Origin of the sequence: Streptomyces sp. NPDC059009 (assembly GCF_042740175.1) — a bacterium.
Taxonomy (GTDB): Bacteria; Actinomycetota; Actinomycetes; order Streptomycetales; family Streptomycetaceae; genus Streptomyces.
Map to the genome: position 1 here is coordinate 75,005 of NZ_JBHYJB010000008.1, position 21,046 is coordinate 96,050.

The window sequence follows — 21,046 nt, forward strand, 5'->3', positions numbered from 1 at the left end:
GCTTAACGATCGTGAATCCCGCCGTGACGGCGGGGGTCCGGCGCGGGCCCCCGCCGGCACGGTTGCGGGGTGCCCTCCCGGTAGGGCGTGCTCAGGAGCTTTCCGTCGTCGTGCGACATCCAGAGCAGGTCCCCGGCGTCGTTTCCGTTGAAGTGCCAGAACTGATTGACGTCGTTCGCGTCGCAGGTGCCGAGTCAGGCCAGGTCCCAACCGGCCACGTCCGCACCGCACTTGCCGGTGCGCACCCGGATACGATCTGCCAGGCAGGCTGGTTCGCCAGGTTCAGCCGCCGCCGCTGCCGGACGCGCTCCGAGCGCTGCTGCTGCAACACCGGCAACACGGCAGCACCGGCAGCACCGGCAGCTCCAAAGGTTCACCAGTAGTGCCGCGGCAACGAAAGTGCAGCTCCTCGACGTCGGCAGCGCGTCGTCGGTCAGACCCGCGGTCTCTGTTCCGCCCAGACCGCCTCGCGCAGCAGCTGGACCGGATGCCAGGCGTCGCGTGCGGTGCCGTGGAAGATCTGCTGGCGGCAGGAGACGCCCGTGGCGACCACGACCGTGTCGGTGGGCTCTGCCTTGATCGCGGGGAACAGGCGGTCCTCGCCGACCGTCATCGACATCTCGTAGTGCTCGGACTCGAAGCCGAAGGATCCCGCCATGCCGCAGCAGCCGGCGTCCAGTTCGACGACCGTGGCGCCCGGGATGCGGTTGAGCAGGGCGACGGTCGCGGCCGTGCCCACCTCCGCCTTCTGGTGGCAGTGGCCGTGGTAGAGGAGTCTGCGGCCGGTGAGCCAGGAGGTCTCGCGCAGTCGCAGGCGTCCGGCGTCGATGGCTTCCAGGAGCAGCTCCTCGACCTGGCGTACGCGGCGCGCGACGTCCGCGACCGCGGCGTCGTCGGGCAGCAGGGCCCGGTGCTCGTCGCGCAGGGTCATCAGGCAGGACGGTTCGCAGCCCACGATCGGTGAGTCGGGTGCGGTCGAGTGGTGCAGTCGGTGGGCGAGCCCTTGTGCCTTGTGCTTCGCGTCGTCGATCAGGCCCTTGGACAGGCTCGATCTGCCGCAGCAGCCCCCGCTCTCCAACTGCACGCGCCACCCGGCGCGTTCGAGGAGGTCGATGGCCGCCCGGCCGATGTCGGGCTCGGTGTAGGTGGTGAAGGAGTCGGCGAGGTAGGTGAGCGTCCCGAGAGTGGCCGGGTGCGGGGCGGGTGTGCGGTGGCGGGCCCAGCGCAGCAGGTTGCGGTGGACGAAGGCCGGCAGTGGGCGCTGGGGGGCGATGCCGAGCAGGCGGTCCATGAGGCGGCGCAGGAGGGTGAGGCGGCCGGGCAGGTTGGACAGGGGGGCGGTCGCGGAGCCGAGGCGGTTGAGGGTGCGGATCGCGCCGAAGAGGCGGCTGCGCAGCGGTATTCCGTGCAGGTCGTGGTGGTGCGAGAGGGTCTCGCTCTTGAGGGCGGCCATGTCGACGCCGAGCGGGCATTCGCTCTTGCACGCCTTGCACATCAGGCACAGGTCGAGGATCTCGTGCAGGCGCTCGTCGCCCAGTGCCGCGTGCGGGTCGGGTTCGGACAGGGCCTTGACGAGGGCGCCCGCTCGGCCGCGGGTGGAGTCCTCCTCCTTGCGGGTGGCCATGTACGAGGGGCACATGGCGCCGCTGCCGGTCTTGCGGCACAGGCCGATGTTCATGCACCGGTCGGCTGCCGCGCGCATGCCGCCGTCGCCGCCCACGACTTCGAAGGAGAGGCGGGTGCGCAGGGGTGGGGAGGGCGGCAGGGCCGCGTCGCGCAGGTTGTCCGTCATGGACTGTGCGTCCACGATCTTGCCGGGGTTGAGTACGCCGTGGGGGTCGAAGAGGTGCTTGACCTGGCGCATCGCCTCGTACAGCTGCTCTCCGAAGATCTCGCGGTTGAACTCGCTGCGGGCCAGGCCGTCGCCGTGCTCGCTTGAGTTCACGCCGCCGTACTCGGCGACCAGGTCCTTGATCTCTTCCGCGACGGCCCGCATGCGGTTGACGTCCGCCGGGTCGGCGAGGTCGAGGTAGGGGCGGATGTGCAGGCAGCCGACCGAGCAGTGGCCGTAGAAGCCCGCCGTCATGCCTTGCCGGTCCAGGACGCCCTTGAACCGGCGGGTGTAGTCGGCGAGTCGGGCCGGGTCGACCGCGGTGTCCTCGACGAAGGCGAGCGGGCGTCGGGTGCCCTCGCTCGCGGCCATGAGCAGGCCGAGGCCCGCCTTGCGGACCTTCAGCAGCGATGCCTGCTGGGCGGGGGTGACGGCCTGCAGGGTGTGGTAGCCGTGGCCGTGCCGGGACCAGAGGGCGGTCAGGCGCCGCATGCGGTCGAGGAGTTCGGCTTCCTCCTCACCGGTGAAGGAGACGAAGAGCAGGGCCTCGGGGTCGCCCTTCAGGAGGTCGCCGAGCGCCGCGTACTCGATCTTGCGGCGGGACAGGTCGAGGATCGTCTTGTCCATGAGCTCCACTGCGGCCGGGTCGCAGGCGAGGGCGTCTTCGGTCGCCGCGATGGCGTGTGCCACGGAGGTGAAGTGGCCGACGGCGATCGTGGTGCGGCTCGGCTTGCGCACCAGGTCGAGCACGGCCGTGGTCGCCACGGCCAGCGTGCCTTCCGAGCCGACGATGAACTTGGCCAGGTCGAAGGGGATGCCCTCGCGTGCGAGCCGGTCCAGGCGGTAGCCGCAGGCGCGCCGCCAGTGGGCGGGGAATCCCTCGGCGATCGCCGCCGCGTTGGCCCTGACGAGAGCGGGGAGTTCGCGGTGGAGGGCGCCTTCCAGGGTGGTCAGGCGTGCCTTGCGCGTTCGTTCGGTCTCGTCGATCGGGGCGAGGTGGGCGCGGGTCGCGTCCGAGAGCACCACGTCGAGTGCGCGGACGTGGTCGATGGTCATGCCGTAGCGCACCGAGCCGCTGCCGGCGGAGTTGTTGCCGATCATCCCGCCGATGGTGGCGCGGTTGCTGGTCGAGGTGTCCGGGCCGAACATCAGGCCCCACGGGCCCGCGGCGCGATTGAGCTGGTCCTGCACGACACCGGTCTCCACCACGGCGGTGCCGCTGCTCGGGTCGAGCTCCACGATGCGGTTCATGTGCCGCGACAGGTCGAGGACCAGACCGGGTCCGACGGTCTGGCCCGCCAGGCTCGTGCCGGCTCCGCGCGGGACCACGGGCACCTGGTGGGCGGCGGCCGCGGCGACGGCGGCGGCGACATCGCCTTCGTGCCGGGGGAAGGCCACCCCCAGGGGTGTGATCGCGTACATGCTGGCGTCGCGTGCGAACAAGTGCCGGGTGTAGTCGTCGAATTGGACCTCGCCCTCGAGGTCCTGGGCGAGTCGGTGCTGAAGGCTGCGGGACACCTCGTCCCGGCGGCCTGCGCCCGTGGCCTGTTCATCCATGGGGCTCTCGCAGGATGTCCAGCGCGGCGGCGAGCCCGCTCGGATCGATGCGTACGCCCGCCAGCTGCAGGCCCATCTGCACGCCGGCGAGCGTGCCCGCGAGCGCGAGGTCGTTGAAGTGGCCGAGGTGACCGATGCGGAAGATCCGCCCGGCGAGCTTGCCGAGACCTGCCCCGAGCGACATGTCGAAGCGTTCCAGGATGATCTCCCGCACCTTGTCGGCGTCCTGGTCGTCGGGCAGGAGGACGGCGGTGAGCGAGGACGAGTACTCGCGCTCATCGGCGCACAGCACCTCGAGTCCCCATGCCTGTACGGCGGTTCGGGTGGCCGCCGCGTGCCGGTCGTGGCGGGCGAAGACCGCGGGAAGCCCTTCCGCCTCGAGCATCCGCAGCGCCTCGGCGAGCCCGTAGAGGAGGTTGGTGGCGGGAGTGTACGGAAAGAGGCCGCGCCGGTTCGCCTCGATGATCGGCCGCCAGTCCCAGTAGGACCTGCGCAGGCGCGCGGTGCGGGAGGCGGCGAGGGCCTTGTCGCTGACCGCGTTGAAGCCGAGGCCGGGCGGGAGCATCAGCCCCTTCTGGGATCCGGCGACCGTGACGTCGACGCCCCACTCGTCGTGGCGGTAGTCGATGGAGCCGAGCGAGGAGATGGTGTCGACCAGGAGGAGCGCCGGGTGTCCCGTGGCGTCGATGGCCCGCCGGATGTCGGCGACCCTGCTGGTGACTCCGGTCGACGTCTCGTTGTGCACCACGCAGACGGCCTTGATCGTACGGACGGTGTCGGCGGCCAGCCGTTCGGCGATGTCCTCGGGGGCGGCTCCGTGGCGCCAGTCACCCGGGACGAAGTCGACGTAGAGGCCGAGGTCCTGGGCCATCCGCTGCCAGAGCGTGGCGAAGTGGCCGGTCTCCACGCAGAGCACCCGGTCGCCCGTGCTGAGCGTATTGACGAGGGCTGCTTCCCAGGCGCCCGTACCGGAGCCGGGGAGGATCACGACGGGACCGGAGGTGCCGAAGACGGGCCCCAGGGACGCGAGCAATTCGGTGGTGAGCGCGGCGAATTCGGGTCCGCGGTGGTCGGTCGTGGGCGCCGAGATGGCGCGGAGTACCTGGTCGGGAATGTTGGTGGGGCCCGGGATCTGTAAGAAGTGCCGCCCGGTGCGTGAGGTCACTGTGGCCAACTCCCTTGAGAAGCGTGCCGCATTGTGGCACGGTGTGTCATCAAGTGGCACGCGGAGCATAGGAGTCGAGCGCAGGAGGAGTCAACGGATGCAGAGCGTTCTCAACGCCCTTCGCGTACTGGAAGAGGTCTCCGCGCGGCAGCCGATCGGCGTCGCCGATCTGGCCCGCACGCTGGATCTGCCCAAGAGTTCCGCCCAGCGCGCACTGCGCACCCTGCACACCGCGGGCTGGATCCGCCCGGCCGGCGGCGAAGTCACCCGCTGGGTCCTCACCACCAAGGCGCTACAGGTCGGACGGCGCGCCACCGGAGAGCTGGGCCTGCGCGACGTGGCCGTGCCACTCATGGAGGAGCTGCGTCGGCGCACCGACGAGACGGTCCACCTGACCGTCCCGAACGGCGACAAGGTGGTGCTCATCGAGCGCCTGGAGACGTCCAAGCCGGTGCGGATCATCCTGGCGCTGGGCACACACCTGCCCCTGCACGCCTCGGCGAACGGCAAGGCCGTGCTGGCCGCGAGCCCGCCGGAGGTGATGGAGCGTCACCTGGCGTACGGGCTCAAGGAGTTCACCGACACCACGGTCACGGACCGGAAGCGCCTCCTCGACGAACTGGCACTGATCCGGGAGCGCGGCTACGCCACCAACAGCGGCGAGTGGCGCACCGATGTGTCCGCGGTGGCGGCCCCGGTCCTCGACGAGTCGGGGCTGCCGATCGCCAGCATCAGCGTCAACATGCCCACGAGCCGGATGACCGCGGAGGCGAGCGCCACCCACGGCGCACTGGTGAGCGAGACGGCACGGCAGGTCGGCGCCGCGTTGGGGGACTCACGGCAGGGCGGGACGGGGCGGATCTAGCGACGGTGCGGCCCCGCTGTGCCCCGGCGGTCGCCCCGCGGCCTTTCGCCGGTCGGCCCGCACTCTTTCGCCGGTCGGGCCGCGCCCTGACAGCGGTCGGGCCAGACTCACCCAGCGGCTTCGCCGCACTCCTCGGCGACGAGCGAACGACCGGCGAGCGATGGGCAGTTCACCCCGACGGAATCCGACGGAGCCCTTGACGCCTCCCGAGAGACGCCCCAATACTCCCCTTTGCGAAAGCAGTATTCCGCCTTACGGAATAGCTCCGTGACCCTGAGGCACGCCTGCCACAGGGGCGGACACCCGTGCGCCGCCTCGCACCTCGCACCCCCGATGCCGCGCGCACCTCCTCGTCAGCGTCACACGTCACGCGTCACACGTCTCGGCGCACCGCGGCTTGGCCACCGGCCCACCGCAAGGGAGCCTCCATGTCAGATCAAGTCATCTCCCTCATCGTCCTGTTACTGATCTTCGCCCTCGCCACCTTCACCTCCGTCCACCTGGGCGCGCTGGCCATCGTGGCCGCGTTCATCGTCGGCTCCACGGTGGTGGACGAATCCGCGGACGACGTCTTCTCCGGATTCCCCGGCGACCTCTTCGTCGTACTGGTCGGAGTGACCCTCCTGTTCGCCATAGCGAACAACAACGGAACCGTGGACTGGCTCGTGCAGGCGGCGATGAAGGCCGTACGCGGCCGGATCGCCCTCATCCCCTGGGTGATGTTCCTCGTCACCGCCCTCCTCACCGCGGTCGGCGCGGTCACCCCCGCGGCGGTCGGGATCATCGCCCCCATCGGGCTCGGATTCGCCGTGGCCCACGGCATCAACCCCGTACTCATGGGCCTGTTCATCGCCAACGGCGCCAGTGCGGGCGGCTTCTCGCCGATCGGCGTCTTCGGCAGCATCACCAACGGCGTCGTCGAGCGCAACCACCTCCCGGGCAACCCCGCCCTGCTGTTCACCGCCTCGTTCCTCTTCAACGCCGCCCTGTGCGCCATCGCCTTCTTCGCCTTCGGTGGACGGCAGTTGCTGGGGCAACGCGCATCTTCGTACGTGGCCGAACGGGAGGACGGCGGCGGCGCTGACGACAGTGGCGGAGACGGAGTCGGAAGCGGAGGCAGAGGCGGAAGCGAAATCGGAAGCAGCGTCCGGCGCGGGGACGATGTCCGGCACGGGAACGGTGGCCCGCGTCCCGGGAGCCGGGCGGTCGAGTCGGCGGACGGGCGCAGGCCGACGCTCACCGTCACGCCGACGGGCACGGCCACCGCACCGACGGAGCCCCTGCGCCTGGACGGACCCCGCACGCTGACCCTCCTCGGACTGCTCGGCCTGGTCGTCGGGGCCCTCTTCTTCGACCTCGACGTCGGGCTGATGGCGCTCACCATCACCGTCGCGCTCTCCCTGGTCTCGCCGCAGTCGGCCAAGGGCGCGGTCGACCGGTGTGCGTGGTCCACCGTGCTGCTGGTGTGCGGCATCGTCACGTACGTGAGCCAGCTGGAACGCATCGGCACCATCGACTACCTGGGCAAGCAGGTCGCGTCCATCCAGGAGCCCCTCCTCGGCGCGCTGCTGATCTGCCTCATCGGCGCGATCGCGTCCGCCTTCGCCTCCACCACGGGCATGCTCGGCGCCCTGATCCCCCTGGCGGTGCCCTTTCTGCTCGGCGGCCAGGTGGGAGCCGTGGGCCTCATCACCGCGCTGGCCATCTCCTCGTCGGTGGTGGACGCCTCGCCCTTCTCCACCAGCGGAGCTCTGGTGACCGCCAACACCCCTGAGGAACAGCGGGAGTTCGTGTTCCGCCGCCTCATGGCCTGGGGTCTGGGGATCAGCGTCGCGGGACCGCTCGTCACCTGGGGGCTGTTCGTCGTGCCCAGCTCACTCTGAGAGGGGGCCGTCAGAGCCGCCGGCCCGTACCGCGCGTGAGCGTCCTCTTGGACGTACCGAGGTGACGATCAATCCGCTGGTCCGGCGTTCTTGCGCTGGTTGGCATGGAAGCGCGCCTTCTTCTGACGGTTCCCGCACGTGTTCATGTCGCACCATCTGCGGGTGCGACTTCGGCTGGTGTCGAAGAAGGCGGCTTGGCAGGTCGGTGAGGCGCACAAGGCCAATTTTCCGTCTCGTTCGCCCGCGATGATGCTGATCGCGTCGGCGGCGATCACGCCGAGGGCATCCTCCACACAGGAGGCCGAGTCGAGCCTCCATTGCCGCCGGCCCTCGGGCGTCAGGATCGCCGCGGCCCGCCCCTGAGCGCTGCGGTCATTGATGACCTGGACGGCAGATACAGGGAGAGCGTCCTGGACCGCGGCCGCAGTCGCGGCGGCGTGAATCGACTCCCTCAGTTCCCGGGCGAGTTCGAGCTGCGCAGCGGTGCAGGAGTCCACCGCGAGGCCGCTCACCGCCAGCCAGTCGACGAGCCGCTGCGGCGTGGGAATGCGCTCCACGGCGTCGCCATGACGCTCCGACAGCGTCCCCGTGAAGCTCGTCGCGAGCACAGCACCGAGGCGGAAGTCAGGGAACGCAGCAGACATGGAACCACCTTAGCCGGTTGCAGCGCGGCTCGGAGAACTGCTAGAACCGTCTTAGCCAGTTCTCGACAGGTCGTAGCCGGTTCCACGACGGCCAGGAGGTCCCATGCCCCGCCCGACCAGCGACGACGTGCATGCCTTTGAAGCCCACGCAACTGACGCCGACCTCGACGATCTCCGCGCGCGACTGGCCGCGGCACGCCTGCCGGAGGCCGAGACGATCCCTCGCGCCGAGCCCGGCCCTCACCGATGGGAGCAGGGAGTTCCGCTCGCCGACCTCGTCGATGTCGTGAACTACTGGCGCACCGAGTACAACTGGCGGCCGTTCGAAGAGCGCCTCAACCAGACCGGCCAGTTCCGCACGACCATTGACGGCCTGGGGATCCACTTCCTGCACCGCCGATCCACGCGCGCCGATGCCACTCCCCTGATCCTGACGCACGGCTGGCCGGACAGCATGGCCCGGTTCATCGACGTAGTGGACGAACTCGCGGATCCGAAAGACGCGGACGCGCCGGCGTTCCACGTCGTGGTCCCGTCGCTACCGGGCTTTGGTCACAGCGACAAGCCGGCCACCACCGGATGGGGAACCGAAAAGATCGCAGCCGCATGGGTGGAACTGATGGGAAGGCTCGGCTACGGCACCTTCGCGGCCCACGGCGGCGACTGGGGCGGCAATATCACCACGGTCCTCGCCGGCAGGTTCCCGGCGCACGTTCTCGGCATCCACACCACGTTCGCGGAGGGACCGCCCGGATTGACCATGGACGGGCTGACGGCGGTCGAACGCAAATGGGCCGAGGAAACCCGTGACTTCTGGCGCCACCGCGCGGCGTACGCGAAGCAGCAGGCGACCCGGCCGCAGACCATCGGCTATTCGCTCGTCGACTCACCGGTCGGGCTTCTCGCCTGGGTCCTCGACAAGTTCGCCGAGTGGTCGGACACCGAGGACAGCCCGTTCGAGAAGATTTCCCGAGACAGAATTCTCGACAACGTCACCCTGTACTGGCTGACGCGCACCGGCGCATCGGCGGCCCGCATCTACTACGAAAGCCACAACTCGCTGGACCCGGAACTTCGGGTCGACGTCCCCTCGGCCATCACCGCGTACCCCCGCGACGTCGAGAAGTGTCCGCGGCCCTGGGCACAGGAGCGCTACCGGCAGATCGTCCGATGGCGGGAGGCCGAAGCCGGGGGGCATTTCCCGTCGCTGGAGGTTCCCGAGCATTTCGTCAAGGACCTGCGGGAGGGCCTCACGGCAGTGCTGGCCACTCATCGGTGAACGCCGCTGGGGACCCCGAACGTGGTGGGGCGCGCTCACTTCGATGTGGCACCGGCAGGTTTCGCACGGAGGACGCAGGACGTCGGGCCGACGGCGAGGTCGACCCGACGTGCCACGTGCACCTCAAGCCGCCGGCCTGCAGGGATATGGAGCCTGTGGAGCCGGCAGAGCATGGTCGCCGTGTGGCATCACGCTTCTAGGGGACGATGATCGGGTTCGCTTGCAGGTGGCAATCCGATCCGACCACCGTGCGCATCTTCGTGCTCGGCACAACGAGACTGATCGAGTTGAGGCAGTACTGCTGGGTCGAGGAGCGGTCGCCTTTGCGGAGGATGACGGGGCCGGAGCCGGGGTAATCGTGGGTGCCGTCGACCAGGTTGGTGGCCTGGGGTGTGTCGCAGCCCGTGCCGGCGACGGTGGGGACATCGGGCAGCCCCAGCTGCTTCGCGAAGTCCCTGACCTGCTCGACGGGGTAGCCGAGCGGGGGGTTGGTGAGATCGACCAAGCTCAGTGCCGGACTCTGGGGCACGAGGCAGCCCAGCGCCGGGGTGGTTCCGGGTGGAGCTGCGTCCCCGGGGTCTGCCGCGGCAGGTGCGGCTAAGGAGAGGACAGTGGCCAGAGCGAGTGAGGCGACAGCGAGTGTCTTCTTCATGTATGCGATGCTTACATGCTCATGACAGGCGCACCTGGCACTTCCATGCTCGGGCACGAAATCTCCGCACTTCAGCTCTTCGTGCGGCACCGGTGGTGGAGTACCGGTCCCGGCGGACGCCCAGATCAGCGATCCCGGGCGGTGATGTTGAACATCCAGCTGATCCCGAACTGGTCAACCAGCGAGCCCGCCTCGTCGCCCCACACCTGCTTTTCCAGGGGCAACGTGACGGTGCCACCGACGGACAGCTTCTCGAAGTAGTCGCACAGCTCCCGATCGTCGCCGTCGAGGAAGACAGCGACATTGTTGCCGGGTCGATAGGGCGGGTGGCCCGGCCTGTCATCGGGATAGTCCCATGCCATCAGCGTGTAGCCGGCGGGAGTGTCCAAGCGAGAGTGCATGACCTTGTGGGCGTTGGGCGAGTCCGGTGAGCCGAAGTCCGCCACAGTTCCCCACTCCAACTCGCCGCCGAAGACCTCCCGGTAGAACTCCATCGCCTGCCGCGCGTTCCCATTGAACACGATGCACGGATTGATCTGAGACCCCACTTGCCCCTCCTTCATGACACGGCCGATCGGGCTGTCCAGTCGCCGCGAGACCAAAGTACTGACGAAACATGACACCCTCCGTCGCCTTTCCTGTGCGCCGGGCCTGTCCACTGAACGGTGTGACCGCGGTTGTTGGCCGGCCCGAAGGCGCTCAGTCCGTTGTTGGCTGCGGTCTCGTCCGAGTCGTGTGAGCAAGCCTTGGCGGGTGGGGGCGCCCTGGAATTGCCGGTCCAGGCGGCCCGCAAGCCGGTCGAACCGAGCCCGTACGGCAGCGTGGCCGTAGGCGCGGGGGAAGCACTTGCGGTCGGGTTCATCGCCTCTGCTCCAAGAGATCGAGTATCCCAACACCCCAGCACCCCGCGCCACTTGCCCCTTTGGTCACTATCGCCGCCCGGCCCCCGCCCCTTACGGTCAACGCCGCACCACAAGATCAAAGACCGACCAGGAGAACCACACCATGCACGCCAAACGGGGTATACCGCTCGTCGTCACCGCAGTGCTTTCGACCACTCTGCTCACCACCACCCTCACCCACGCCGCCGAACCCGAACCCGCACCCCGCAATGACACCGCCTCCTCCGCGCCCTCCGCGCCCTCCGTCACCAAGGTCGACGTCGGACAGGGGTGGACCGCCAAGGCCGCGGCCGACTACTGGACGCCCCAGCGGATGGCCGCAGCCACATCCGAAACCTCCAAGGGCGAAGCACCCTCAACTGCCGCCGAGCTGAAGGGGAAGAAGGCCGCCTACTTCCGGGGCACCAGCACCGTCGGCACGTTCTTCTACGTGAAGAAGGGCAAGAAGCGGTTCTGTTCGGGAAGCGTCATCAACAGCCCTCGTAAGGACGTCGTCCTGACCGCGGCGCACTGCACCTTCGGCAGCAGGCAGAGCGTCTTCGTCCCGAAGTACAACGGAGCCGCCAAGAACAGGGCGCCTTACGGGACCTTCCCCGTCAACAGCTGGTTCCGCGACAAGTACGACCCCAAGAACAACATGACCTCCAGCTACGACTACGCGTTCGCCCGCCTGGCCAGGAACAAGAAGGGCAAGCTGGTGCAGCAGGCCACCAAGGCCGGCCTCACCCTGACCGCGGCCAAGGGCTTCAAGCACAAGGTCACCGTCATGGGCTACCCCAACGCCAAGCACAACAAAAAGGGACGCCCCATCTTCTGCCGCGTCTCCACGCAGAGGCTCAAGACGTACAAGCAGATGCGCATGAGCTGCGCCGGCTTCTACGGCGGGACCTCCGGCAGCCCCTGGGTCGTCGGCTACAACAAGAGGACCGGCACCGGACGCGTCATCGGCAGCCTCGGCGGATGGGACAAGGGCGGACCCAACGACCGCATCTCCTACGCCCCCGCCTTCGGCAAGTTCGCCTTCAAGCTCTTCCGCGCCGCCAAGAAGTAGCCGGACTCCCCAGGCTCCGCACGCCCCTGCGGCAAGGGCTGGTTCTCCGTGGTCCACGCCCTGCCCGCCGTGGCAGCCCCCCGCCCCGCCCGGACAAGTTCCGGGCGGGGCCCACGGCTTGGAGGTCAGTCCACGACCACCTCGGCGATCCGCGGCGCGACGTTCCCCTCGCCCCACACCAGACGCACCGCGTCCCCGCTCATCGCAGCGGGCAACCTGGTGTAGGCGCCGGTCAGTTCGCCCACGGTCCGCCAGGTGCCGCCGCTGCGCACCTCGACCCGGGCCCGCACCGGATCGCCCGCCTGCAGCACGGTCACCGCGGTCAGCGCCTTCGCCGAGCCCGAGCCCGAGTCCGACCCCGAGCCCAGCTCCACCATCAGGCTCTCCCCGGTCTGCGGCGCCCGCGCGGCCCGGAACACCGTCGCGGGGTCGCCGTCCGCCGCGGCGGCTTGCGTGCTGCCGGTTTCCGCCGGTGGGCCTCCGCTCACCTGGACGCCCGCCCCGGCCACACCGAACTCCCGTACCACCAGCCACTGTTCCTGCCCGGCGGTCGCCCGTGCCCGGACGTAGCGGGCCTTCGTCCCTGCCGGTGGGGTGAAGGTGATCTCCGTCTTCCCGGAGAAGGTGGTGAGCTCCTTCCAGTCCTTGCCGTCCTCGGAGTACTCCAGGACGCCGGTGTGCAGATAGTCGTCGGGGCTCCCCGCCTTGCCCATCGCGAGGCGCACCTCGCCGAGCGTGCGGGACCGGCGCAGGTCGAGGGCGAGTGAAGTGCCCGCCTTCGGGGCGCCGTTGCTCCAGTAGTACGTGGTGTCGTCGCCGTCCGTCATGCGGACGGGCGGGTTGTCCTGGTAGGTGCCGAGCGTGCTGGTGGCCTTGGGGCGGCCCGCCACGCCGAGGAGGCGGTCGTGCTCGGCGATCGCATCGTCGACGAAGGCGTCGAGCACGCCGTCGCCGAGGAGGACCGGAACGGTTCCGCCACCGGGCTTGGTCGTCGTGAACGACCGGGCCTTCGCGACCAGTTCGGGCAGTTCGCGGCGGAGCCTCCAGGCCGCCGCTCCGTCCCCGTCGCGAGCCGCGCCGACCATCCGCAGCGCGGCGGACGCGGCCTTGCCCCATGCCTCGGCGGAATCCAGCCAGGGGTCGGCGTCGGCGAGGAAGCCGGGTTCGGGCAGCCGGTCGCGCAGTACACCGGGAGCCGCCTCGAACTCCGTGAGGACCCGCTCCAGGCGCGCCTCGTCGCCGTCGTCCCAGAACTTCGCGAAGGCGGCCGCCAGTTGCGGTGCCTGTTGCTCGTTGAGGAGGGAGCCGTAGCTCGCGTCGGAGAACACCCGCAGCGCCCGCTCGGCCCGCGCGTCGCCGTCCGCCATCTCCTTCAGGGCCGCACTCCACGACGTACGGGGGTCGTAGTCGCGGTCGTTCCAGGTGTAGTCGGCGACCGTGAAGAGCGCGATCTTCGAGGCGTACGGCTGGATCATCGGGTTCGCCGTGATGCCCGCCAGCTCCTCGGCCAGTCCCTTCTCCCGGCCGTTGAAGGGGCCGAGCAGCAGGCGGTTGGGGACGTAGTCGTTCACGGGGTAGTTGTCCCAGGTGAGGATGGAGTGCCCGAACACCTCGCGGGCCTTCTTGGCCTGGGCGACCGTCATGGTCGGGGCGATCACGCCGATGCCCGTCCACTCGACGAGGACGTCCTTGTCGAGCTGCTCGGCCAGGGCCTTCTTGTACGGGGACGGCGTGACGTCGTAGTACTCCGTGGGCACCATCTGGAGGGGCTGCGCGCCGGGGTGCCCGGCGATGAACTCGCGGTTCACGCGGTTGAGCAGATGGGCCTGGGCCGCGCCCGCCGCGCCTCCGCCCGTCCCCCATTTCGCCTCGTCGGCGGGGCAGTTCCAGTCGGTGTAGCTGATGTCGTCCAGGGGCACGGCGAAGGTGCGCACGCCGATGTCCCAGAGGGTCTGGAACTTGTCGACGAGGGCCTTGACCTCGGCGTCCGAGCTGTAGCAGACGGAGAGGCCGGGCGAGAGGGCGTAGGTGAAGTCGACGTGCCGCTCGTGGGCCCGGTCCACCAACTCCTTGATCTTGGAGAGCTGTTCGGCGGGGTAGGGCTCGCGCCACTTCTCACGGAGGTAGGGGTCGTCCTTGGGCGAGTACACGTAGAGGTTCATCTTGTGCTCGCCGTAGAAGTCGAGCTGGTCGAGGCGCGCCTCGTGCGACCAGGGGGTGCCGTAGAAGCCCTCGATGACGCCGCGCAGTTCGGTGGCGGGCCAGTCGCGTACGGCGATGCCGCGCACCCGGGTGCCGGGCCGGTCACGGTGCGGCAGGAGCTGGCGCAGGGACTGGGCCGCGTAGTACGTGCCCGTCGCGTCGACGCCGGACAGGACCATGCGCCCCTTGCCGATGCCGAGGACATGCCCGCCCGGGGGCAGCCCGGCCGCACTCTTGAGGCCGAGTGCCTCGAGGGCGTCGCCGGAGGCCGGGTTCTCGGCGGGGCCGCCGACGTAGACGTTCAGTCCGGCGGCGGCAGCGCTCCGGCTCCGTACGACATGCTGCGCCCCGGCGCCGCGCAGGGCGCTCCGGGTGACCTCGAGCGCGGCGGCGTCGGTCTTCTCTCCGGCCACCAGCGTGACGGTGCCGGTGATCGCGACCCTGTCGGAGCGGTCCTGCACGGACTGCGGTGTCGGCGAGATCGCCCCGGAAGGCGAGTCCTGGCCCGGCGGGCCGGCGGCGGCCGGGCCGGGGACGCCCAGGCCGACCGTCAGGGCGGCGGCTATCGCGCCGAAGAGGGCGGTGCGGGGCAGGCGGAACGTCACGTGTCCTCCAGGGAATCCAGGCGAGCGGAATCACATTGGGCATTCGCACCTCACAACTGACAGGATTCACCGGTCACTTGATGGCATGTCAATGTCACTTCCGCGTGCGGTCATGGACCTTTGTGCAGCTGCACGCATCGGTGTGAGGGGGAGAACGTGGTGGGTGGCAAGGACTTCGTGCGACTGGTGGGGCGCCGGGCCGCTCTGCGCTATGCCCTCGCGGGGATGGCGGCCGCGACCGTGGCGGCCTGCTCGGGCAACGGTTCCACCAGCGTTCGCTCCCAGACGCTGAGCGCATTCCTGCAGGGCACCTGGCACTTCAAGAACGAGGAGGGGGAAGGCGCCCGAGTCGACGTGCTCAAGGACGGGAGATTTCGGATCGCCGGAGGTGAACCCGGTACGGAGTGGTCGGGGCAGGGCACATGGCAGTTCCAGGGCGGGCTCCTCTCCTACAAGAGTGAGGAGGATCAAGCCCCGTACGTCGTCCACGAGATGCCCGAGCAGGCCGACAAGGCCCTCCACGGCACCTACACCGTGTCAGGTGGCTTGATCGACAACGGCGGGCAGGAAAAGGGCTATTCGAAGATGCGGGTCACCGGCAGCAAGGACAAGGTGGTGCTCACCTTTCCCCGGCAGGCGGACGGGGAGCCCCGAGTCATCACCTGCACCCGGGCGACGAGCAGCAAGGACGCCCCCTGAGGCCCCTGAGGCCCCGAAGCCCCGAAGCCCTGAGGCACAAGCCCGGACGCAGTTCTCTCGACCGGCCACCAGCCCCGTGGAAGCGGCCGCTCCCCCGGCACGGCCGCTCCTCCGGCAGGTCGTCGGGAGCTACCGCCCCCGCTCAGCCACCACGCCGCACGCGGGCGGCCCTGCGCGCTTCCGCGAGCTTGCGTGCCTCGCTGCCCTTGCGGGACTTGCCGCCGGAGCCGCGAGCCTCGTCCTTGCTGGTCCCCAGACCGCGGAACGGGGCGTTGTGGTTCTTGGGCCGCGCCGCGGCGGGTCCGCCGTCGAGGGGCTCCCCGGACGGTCTCCTGGCGCCGGTGATCCGGCTCAGTTCCGCCTCGCCGGAGCGCACCTTGGTGGTCGTGGGCGCGATACCGGCGTCCTTCATGACCTGGCTCGTCTCGCGGCGCTGGCCCGAGAGCACCAGCGTCACGACCGTGCCCGACCGGCCGGCCCGGGCCGTGCGGCCCGCGCGGTGCAGATAGTCCTTCGGGTCGGTGGCCGGGTCGACGTTGACCACGAGGTCCAGGTCGTCGACGTGCAGGCCCCGCGCCGCGACGTTCGTCGCCACCAGCGCGGTCACCTGCCCGTCCTTGAACTGCGCCAGGGTCCGGGTGCGCTGCGGCTGCGACTTGCCGCTGTGCAGGGCCCCGGCGGCCACCCCGCTGGCCCGCAGATGCCTGGTGAGCTGGTCGACCCCGTGCTTCGTGTCCAGGAACAACAGGACGCGGCCGTCACGGGCGGCGATCTCCGTGGCGACGGCGTACCGGTCCGGGCCGTGTACGAGCAGCACGTGGTGCTTGATCGCGGTGGGCGCCCCGGCCGACGGGTCCACCGAGTGGACGGCCGGGTCGTGCAGGTAGCTGCTGACCAGCTGATCGACGTCACGGTCGAGGGTGGCCGAGAACAGCATCCGCTGCCCGTCGGGACGCACCTGGTCCAGGATCTCGGTGACCTGCGGCATGAACCCCATGTCGCACATCTGGTCCGCCTCGTCCAGCACAGTGATCCGCACCCGTCCCAGGCGGCAGTCCTTGCGCTCGATGAGGTCGTGCAGGCGGCCGGGCGTGGCGACCACGATCTCGGCGCCCTCTCGCAGCGCGGCGGACTGCCGCCCGATGGACACCCCGCCGACCACGGTCGCAATCCGCAGTCGCAGGGCCAGCGCGTACGGGGTGAGCGCCTCGCCGACCTGCTGCGCCAGCTCCCTCGTGGGCACCAGGACCAGCGCGAGCGGCTCCTTGGGCTGAGCCCGCCGCCCGGCTGTCCGGGCCAGCAGCCCCAGTCCGAAGGCGAGCGTCTTGCCCGATCCGGTGCGCCCCCGGCCGAGGACGTCCCGCCCCGCGAGAGCGTTCGGCAGCGCGGCCGCCTGGATGGGGAAGGGCTTGGTCACGCCGAGTTCGTCGAGCGTGCGCAGCACCTCGGCGGGCAGCTCCAGCTCCGCGAAAGACGTCACCGGAGGCAGGGGCGGGGTGAGGGGCGAGACCATGGACTTGCCGGACTCGTCGCCTGGCGGGACGTCGGCGCGTGCTGAATCGCTCACAGAGAGCCTTCCTCCGAAGGGACCGTACCGAGGAAGGCGCGGTGGGGACGCGGCCACCGATCCGAAGAGATCGAGCACCGGGCATCGGGCTTCCGGCACCGGAGGGCCCGCCGACGACCGGCACGGTGGCCATGCAAACGCGTCACGCTAGCACGAGGCCGTGGCTTCGCTTGCGTCCTCGCGAGGTTGTCGGCGTCTCAGCGGCACGGGTTGGTGTGTCAGTGGCGACCGCTACCTTCCGGGCCATGGGTAATTCAGGCGGGTCATTGGCGACCCGGTCCACGGGGGAACTGCGAGGAACTGCCCCAGCTCATCCGGTCAGTCGACCCACATCACGACGGCCAGGCCGCGGTCCGCCGCCGCGAGGTAGAAGTCCCGGAGCGTGGTGAAGTGGTCGGCGAGGCAGTCCCGCAGATCGCCGTCGAAGCTGCCGAATCCGGCGACCTGCGCCGCTTCGGCCGCGTCGGCCGGGAGCAGGGCAAGGAACTGGTTCATGTCGAGGGCGGCGAGCCCGCGGGCGACCTCGGCGACCGCGGTCGGGCCCAGCAGGGCGGGTGGTCCGTCGAATCCGTCGTAGAACGTCTCATGGTCGAGGAACGCGACACCGTCCAGCTCGTCCCCCGACACACTCCGGTTCAGCGCGTCGGTGTGAACGGCGTCGACGGGCACCGACCGCAGGAACCTGATGAGTGCCCACATCGACCGGTCGAGGTCGACGGTGTCGGCGGTCGGCGGGTCCCAGCAGGGGTCGTTGTCGGGTGAATCCGCAGCGGCCCGCCGGCACTCGGCGAGGTACTGCGGACTCACGCGGGCGAGCTGTTGCGTGAGGGCCATGGCCGGATTGTCTCCGCGGGAGTTGATCTCGTCACCCGGGTATGAACCGTCACCGTTGCGGCGTAACTCATGATCTTGCCCGGCGTTGATTCGCTCGGGGCCTCACGCATCGACGACCACGGTCTGCTGCCTGGCCCTGAGGGACACGTACCGACGGAATCCCGTGCCTCAGCGCCGGGCCGGAAGAATGCTTGAGGTCGCCTGCCATGTACGACATCGCCAAGAAGATCGCCTCGGGAGTCGCAGTGGTCGCGGCAGCACTCTGCTCCGCCGTCGGCGCGGCCCCGCCCGCGGCGGCCGACGGCAAGTGGTGCAACAACTCCGTGTGCATCGAGACCTACGACAGCGGCACCTACCTGGGCAGGGTGGAGGTCTCGGTGACCAACACCAACCAGCCGCACACCATCAGCGCGCGCGTGTGGACCACCAACGGGTGGAGTGCCAACACCAAGGTCGAGGACGTCGCCGCGTTCAGGACCTACCGGGACCAGGCTTATCCGCAACGGCACTTCCCTGCCGGCACCAGGCTCTGCGCGGAGGGCTTCCGCGGAGGCGACAGTGTGGGCCTTCCCTGCGTCACGATCACCGACTGACAGCTCCGGTCATCGTGCGGCGTGGCGCACGGTCCAGCCGTCCGGGAGTTCGTCCGCCGCGATGGTGAAGGTGGCCAGGAAGTGCTCCGCCTGGGCGCAGTTCACGTTCTCGGCTCCTGTGAGTGACGCCGAGACGATCGTGCAGGCAGGGGAACGGTTCCCCGGTGTCAGCGGCGACGGCGTCGCGTACGCCCTCTGCTCGGGCGCCGTTTCTGCTCCACACGACCACGGATCGCACGACCACGGATCGGGAGACCAGGGATCGGGAGAACCAGACCAGGGCGCGGTTGTCCCTCCCTCCCCCACCGTCTCCCGCCCGGCGGCCCTGTCCGCTCAGGACCGTGTGGCGGTGCCGCACTCCCCTTCCTTGGCCTCCCGCATGCGCGCGTCCATCGACGTGCTCCGGTCGTACGGGTCGACCTCGCGGCCGTCGCCCCGGCCGGTGGCCGCGCGCTCCGCTCTGAACTCGGGGGTGAAGTAGCCGGTATGGGTGTTGCAGCCGCCGTTGGTCGTGTCCGCCCGGTAGGAGATGAGCGAGAACGTTCCCGGATCGATGGCCACCTTCGCCGGGTCGTCCCAGCTCAGCACCGTCTCGCGGCGCACAATGACGCGCGCGACGTCGTCGCTTCCCGCGGCAGCGCGTACGACCGGATAGACGTACGTGACATCGGCCGTCACCTCGAGCGCGCCACGCTTCCCTTCCCGGAAAGTGATCCGGCCCCGCGTCTTCACCACATCCCCGGCAGGTCGCACCTTCGACTTCTCGAAACGGCTGAACAGCATCAGGGGATCGTTCGCGCGACTGGGCCTGTCAAACGCGGTCTTCAGGTAGTCCTGGACGTCAGGCTGCTGCGGATTGATCAACTCGACCGCCTTCCGGGGGTACTCCCCGCGCAGCACACCGCGATCCAGACTGGCGGCGGACAGGAACTCCTGGGTGCGCTCAAGGGCTTTCGAGACCTGCTTCTTGCTCATCCAGCCGGTCGCTCTCGCCGCAGGCAGATGAATCCCTGCCGCCCCGTCGCCCCACCGCGCCGCAGGGGAGCCCCTGAACGGCTCCTTGATGGTCGGCCGTTGGGCCGCGACCTCGGCCGGCGGCCCGCTCGGACGGTTCGACTCCGCGGCGAGCGGCTCGCTCCCTCCGTCCCCACCGCCGAACCAGCCGGCCACCCTGCCCGGGTCCAGCGCCACGACCAACAGCCCGGCCGCGACCAGCAGACCGACCGCGTACCAGCCCTTGCCCCGTCGCCGTCGCGCCGGTGGGTGACTGCGCCATCCCTCCGGCCGACTGCCGTCCTTGGGCAACCGCCCCGCCACCATCCGGGCCCGCGCCGACGGCTCCTTGGGCGCCCCCGCGTCCCCCGCCTCGGCCTCCCGAAGGAAACGATCCCACTCCTCGTCCGGTATGGACGCCCCGCCCTTGCCCACGAGCTCTACCCCCACGCTCTCCTCCGCACCCGGCTCCTGGCCAGGAACGGCTATGACACGAGCGCCCGTACAGTTCAGACGCACGATCAGAGACCCTAACCCTGCGTGCTCATCCCTAGGTCGCGTCGCCTCGGACGATGCGCAGTCGGCTCGCTCCGTACGTGGTGGGGGGTGTTCACACACGTCAGCGACGGACTCTCACGAGCGCGTCGTGGGTCGCGGCGCAGCGCCGCCTTCTCCTCGACGACCTGCAGCAGCTTGCCATCGACGCCGTACGAGGCGGTCTTCCGCACGGGAGCGCGGCGCATCACCCCCGCCCCTGGATCACGTGCACCGGGACTTCAGCACGTCGACCTCACAGCCCGGCGCGGACGGGTCGAAGCCGTGCTCGACCAGCCAGCGAACCCCCAGCAGGCTGCGCAACGACCACCACCCCCGGATCACGTCGAGATCGAGGTCGACGTCGGTGCCGTAGCCGGCGATGACGTCGCCCAGGTGCTCCTCGTGTCCGAGCGTGAAGGTGGCGAGGTCGTACAGGGCATCGCCCTGGCCCGCCTCCGACCAGTCGATGACGCCCGTGACGTGGTCACCGTCGAGGAAGACGTGGGCGATCTGCAGGTCGCCGTGTGTGAACACCGGTGTCCACGGCCGGAGTGCGGCCTCGGCGACCTGGCGGTTGCGTGTGACCAGGTCGGCGGGCAGGACGCCGTTCGCCACGAGCAACTCGCACTCCACGTCGAGCTCCGCCGCCAGCTCGTCGAGCTCTCGGCCGGCCCGGCCGTGGTGGGGCGGCAGTGGCGCGTCGTGCAACTTCCGGATGGCGGCGCCTGCCGCGGCCCACGCCGACGGCGGTGCGGTCGACGGCTCGCCGAGGCGGCCGAGCGTCGTCCCCGGGACCGCGGCGATCGCCAGCACGGGCGGCTTGCGCCACAGGACCTCCGGGGTCGGGACCGGCGCCCGGGCCATCACCTCGACCTCGGCGTCGATGCGCGCCTGATCGGCGTCCACCTTCAGGAACACGTCGCCGACGCGCAGGGTCGCGCGCTCGGAGTGGGCGACGACGACCTTGACCTCATCCATGGCGACCAATATCCCGGATGACCGTCGACGTCGCCGGGATTATTGCGTGCGGCTGCACGGCTGACCGTGCCCCCCGCTGTCCGGCGGCTCGTTCACGGGGCCGACGGGCGATGGCTGCGAGTCCGGGATCCAAGTGCCGGGAGGCCATGCGGAGTTGTTGTTGTGGGTGCACGACAGGTAGGCGAGGCGCGTGCGTCGCAATACCTTGC

At 69.9% G+C, this 21,046-nt stretch carries 16 protein-coding genes; 6 read left to right on the forward strand and 10 right to left on the reverse strand.

Going from position 1 to position 21,046, the window contains the following annotated elements:
- Positions 1-433: 433 nt before the first annotated feature.
- Positions 434-3,388, reverse strand: coding sequence for an FAD-binding and (Fe-S)-binding domain-containing protein (locus tag ACFWYM_RS10050; RefSeq protein WP_384832906.1), 2,955 nt, complete (start codon positions 3,386-3,388; stop codon positions 434-436).
- Entirely contained in the window at positions 3,381-4,553 is a 1,173-nt protein-coding gene (locus ACFWYM_RS10055; protein ID WP_384832909.1) for a pyridoxal-phosphate-dependent aminotransferase family protein, read from the reverse strand. The genes ACFWYM_RS10050 and ACFWYM_RS10055 overlap by 8 nt, the downstream gene beginning before the upstream one ends.
- Before the next feature lie 97 nt (positions 4,554-4,650).
- Between ACFWYM_RS10055 and ACFWYM_RS10060 the strand changes: the two genes are divergently transcribed.
- Together ACFWYM_RS10060 and ACFWYM_RS10065 are read left to right on the forward strand one after the other, a co-directional pair.
- Positions 4,651-5,418 (forward strand): IclR family transcriptional regulator, encoded by a 768-nt coding sequence (locus ACFWYM_RS10060; protein ID WP_384832912.1) that lies wholly within the window; start codon positions 4,651-4,653, stop codon positions 5,416-5,418.
- Between the two features lie 428 nt (positions 5,419-5,846).
- Positions 5,847-7,301: an SLC13 family permease gene (locus ACFWYM_RS10065; protein ID WP_384832916.1), complete on the forward strand. Its 1,455-nt coding sequence runs from the start codon at positions 5,847-5,849 to the stop codon at positions 7,299-7,301.
- A 68-nt stretch (positions 7,302-7,369) separates the two neighbouring features.
- Here the strand turns inward: ACFWYM_RS10065 and ACFWYM_RS10070 are convergent, their stop codons facing one another.
- Positions 7,370-7,945 carry a CGNR zinc finger domain-containing protein gene (locus tag ACFWYM_RS10070; RefSeq protein ID WP_384832919.1) on the reverse strand — a complete coding sequence of 192 codons (576 nt, stop codon included), beginning with the start codon at positions 7,943-7,945 and terminating at the stop codon, positions 7,370-7,372.
- 103 nt (positions 7,946-8,048) lie between these two features.
- Here ACFWYM_RS10070 and ACFWYM_RS10075 point away from each other — a divergent pair, with 103 nt between their 5' ends.
- Positions 8,049-9,224: an epoxide hydrolase gene (locus ACFWYM_RS10075; protein ID WP_384832922.1), complete on the forward strand. Its 1,176-nt coding sequence runs from the start codon at positions 8,049-8,051 to the stop codon at positions 9,222-9,224.
- Between the two features lie 196 nt (positions 9,225-9,420).
- Here ACFWYM_RS10075 and ACFWYM_RS10080 read toward each other — a convergent pair whose 3' ends face one another.
- A complete protein-coding gene (locus tag ACFWYM_RS10080; protein WP_384832924.1) occupies positions 9,421-9,876 on the reverse strand; it encodes a hypothetical protein in 456 nt (151 codons plus the stop codon).
- Positions 9,877-10,001: 125 nt separating this feature from the next.
- The gene (locus ACFWYM_RS10085) at positions 10,002-10,424 is read right to left on the reverse strand and encodes a VOC family protein (RefSeq protein WP_384832927.1); all 423 of its coding nucleotides are present in this window, start codon (positions 10,422-10,424) and stop codon (positions 10,002-10,004) included.
- Between the two features lie 457 nt (positions 10,425-10,881).
- Between ACFWYM_RS10085 and ACFWYM_RS10090 the strand changes: the two genes are divergently transcribed.
- Positions 10,882-11,829, forward strand: coding sequence for a trypsin-like serine protease (locus ACFWYM_RS10090; RefSeq protein WP_384832930.1), 948 nt, complete (start codon positions 10,882-10,884; stop codon positions 11,827-11,829).
- A 125-nt stretch (positions 11,830-11,954) separates the two neighbouring features.
- Here ACFWYM_RS10090 and ACFWYM_RS10095 read toward each other — a convergent pair whose 3' ends face one another.
- Positions 11,955-14,636, reverse strand: coding sequence for a beta-N-acetylglucosaminidase domain-containing protein (locus ACFWYM_RS10095; RefSeq protein ID WP_384832933.1), 2,682 nt, complete (start codon positions 14,634-14,636; stop codon positions 11,955-11,957).
- A gap of 159 nt (positions 14,637-14,795) precedes the next feature.
- On the opposite strand from ACFWYM_RS10095, the gene ACFWYM_RS10100 reads away from it, so the two are divergent.
- A complete protein-coding gene (locus ACFWYM_RS10100) occupies positions 14,796-15,335 on the forward strand; it encodes a hypothetical protein (protein ID WP_384832936.1) in 540 nt (179 codons plus the stop codon).
- A 142-nt stretch (positions 15,336-15,477) separates the two neighbouring features.
- Here ACFWYM_RS10100 and ACFWYM_RS10105 read toward each other — a convergent pair whose 3' ends face one another.
- Together ACFWYM_RS10105 and ACFWYM_RS10110 are read right to left on the reverse strand one after the other, a co-directional pair.
- Positions 15,478-16,848: a DEAD/DEAH box helicase gene (locus tag ACFWYM_RS10105; RefSeq protein ID WP_384833344.1), complete on the reverse strand. Its 1,371-nt coding sequence runs from the start codon at positions 16,846-16,848 to the stop codon at positions 15,478-15,480.
- Positions 16,849-17,220: 372 nt separating this feature from the next.
- Positions 17,221-17,736: a DUF1877 family protein gene (locus tag ACFWYM_RS10110; protein WP_384832939.1), complete on the reverse strand. Its 516-nt coding sequence runs from the start codon at positions 17,734-17,736 to the stop codon at positions 17,221-17,223.
- Between the two features lie 206 nt (positions 17,737-17,942).
- On the opposite strand from ACFWYM_RS10110, the gene ACFWYM_RS10115 reads away from it, so the two are divergent.
- On the forward strand, positions 17,943-18,329 hold the full coding sequence (locus ACFWYM_RS10115) for a hypothetical protein (protein ID WP_384832942.1): 387 nt from the start codon (positions 17,943-17,945) through the stop codon (positions 18,327-18,329).
- 333 nt (positions 18,330-18,662) lie between these two features.
- Here the strand turns inward: ACFWYM_RS10115 and ACFWYM_RS10120 are convergent, their stop codons facing one another.
- Both ACFWYM_RS10120 and ACFWYM_RS10125 read right to left on the reverse strand, forming a co-directional pair.
- The gene (locus ACFWYM_RS10120) at positions 18,663-19,757 is read right to left on the reverse strand and encodes a hypothetical protein (protein ID WP_384833347.1); all 1,095 of its coding nucleotides are present in this window, start codon (positions 19,755-19,757) and stop codon (positions 18,663-18,665) included.
- 324 nt (positions 19,758-20,081) lie between these two features.
- Positions 20,082-20,837 (reverse strand): phosphotransferase family protein, encoded by a 756-nt coding sequence (locus tag ACFWYM_RS10125; RefSeq protein ID WP_384832945.1) that lies wholly within the window; start codon positions 20,835-20,837, stop codon positions 20,082-20,084.
- Positions 20,838-21,046 lie beyond the last annotated feature (209 nt).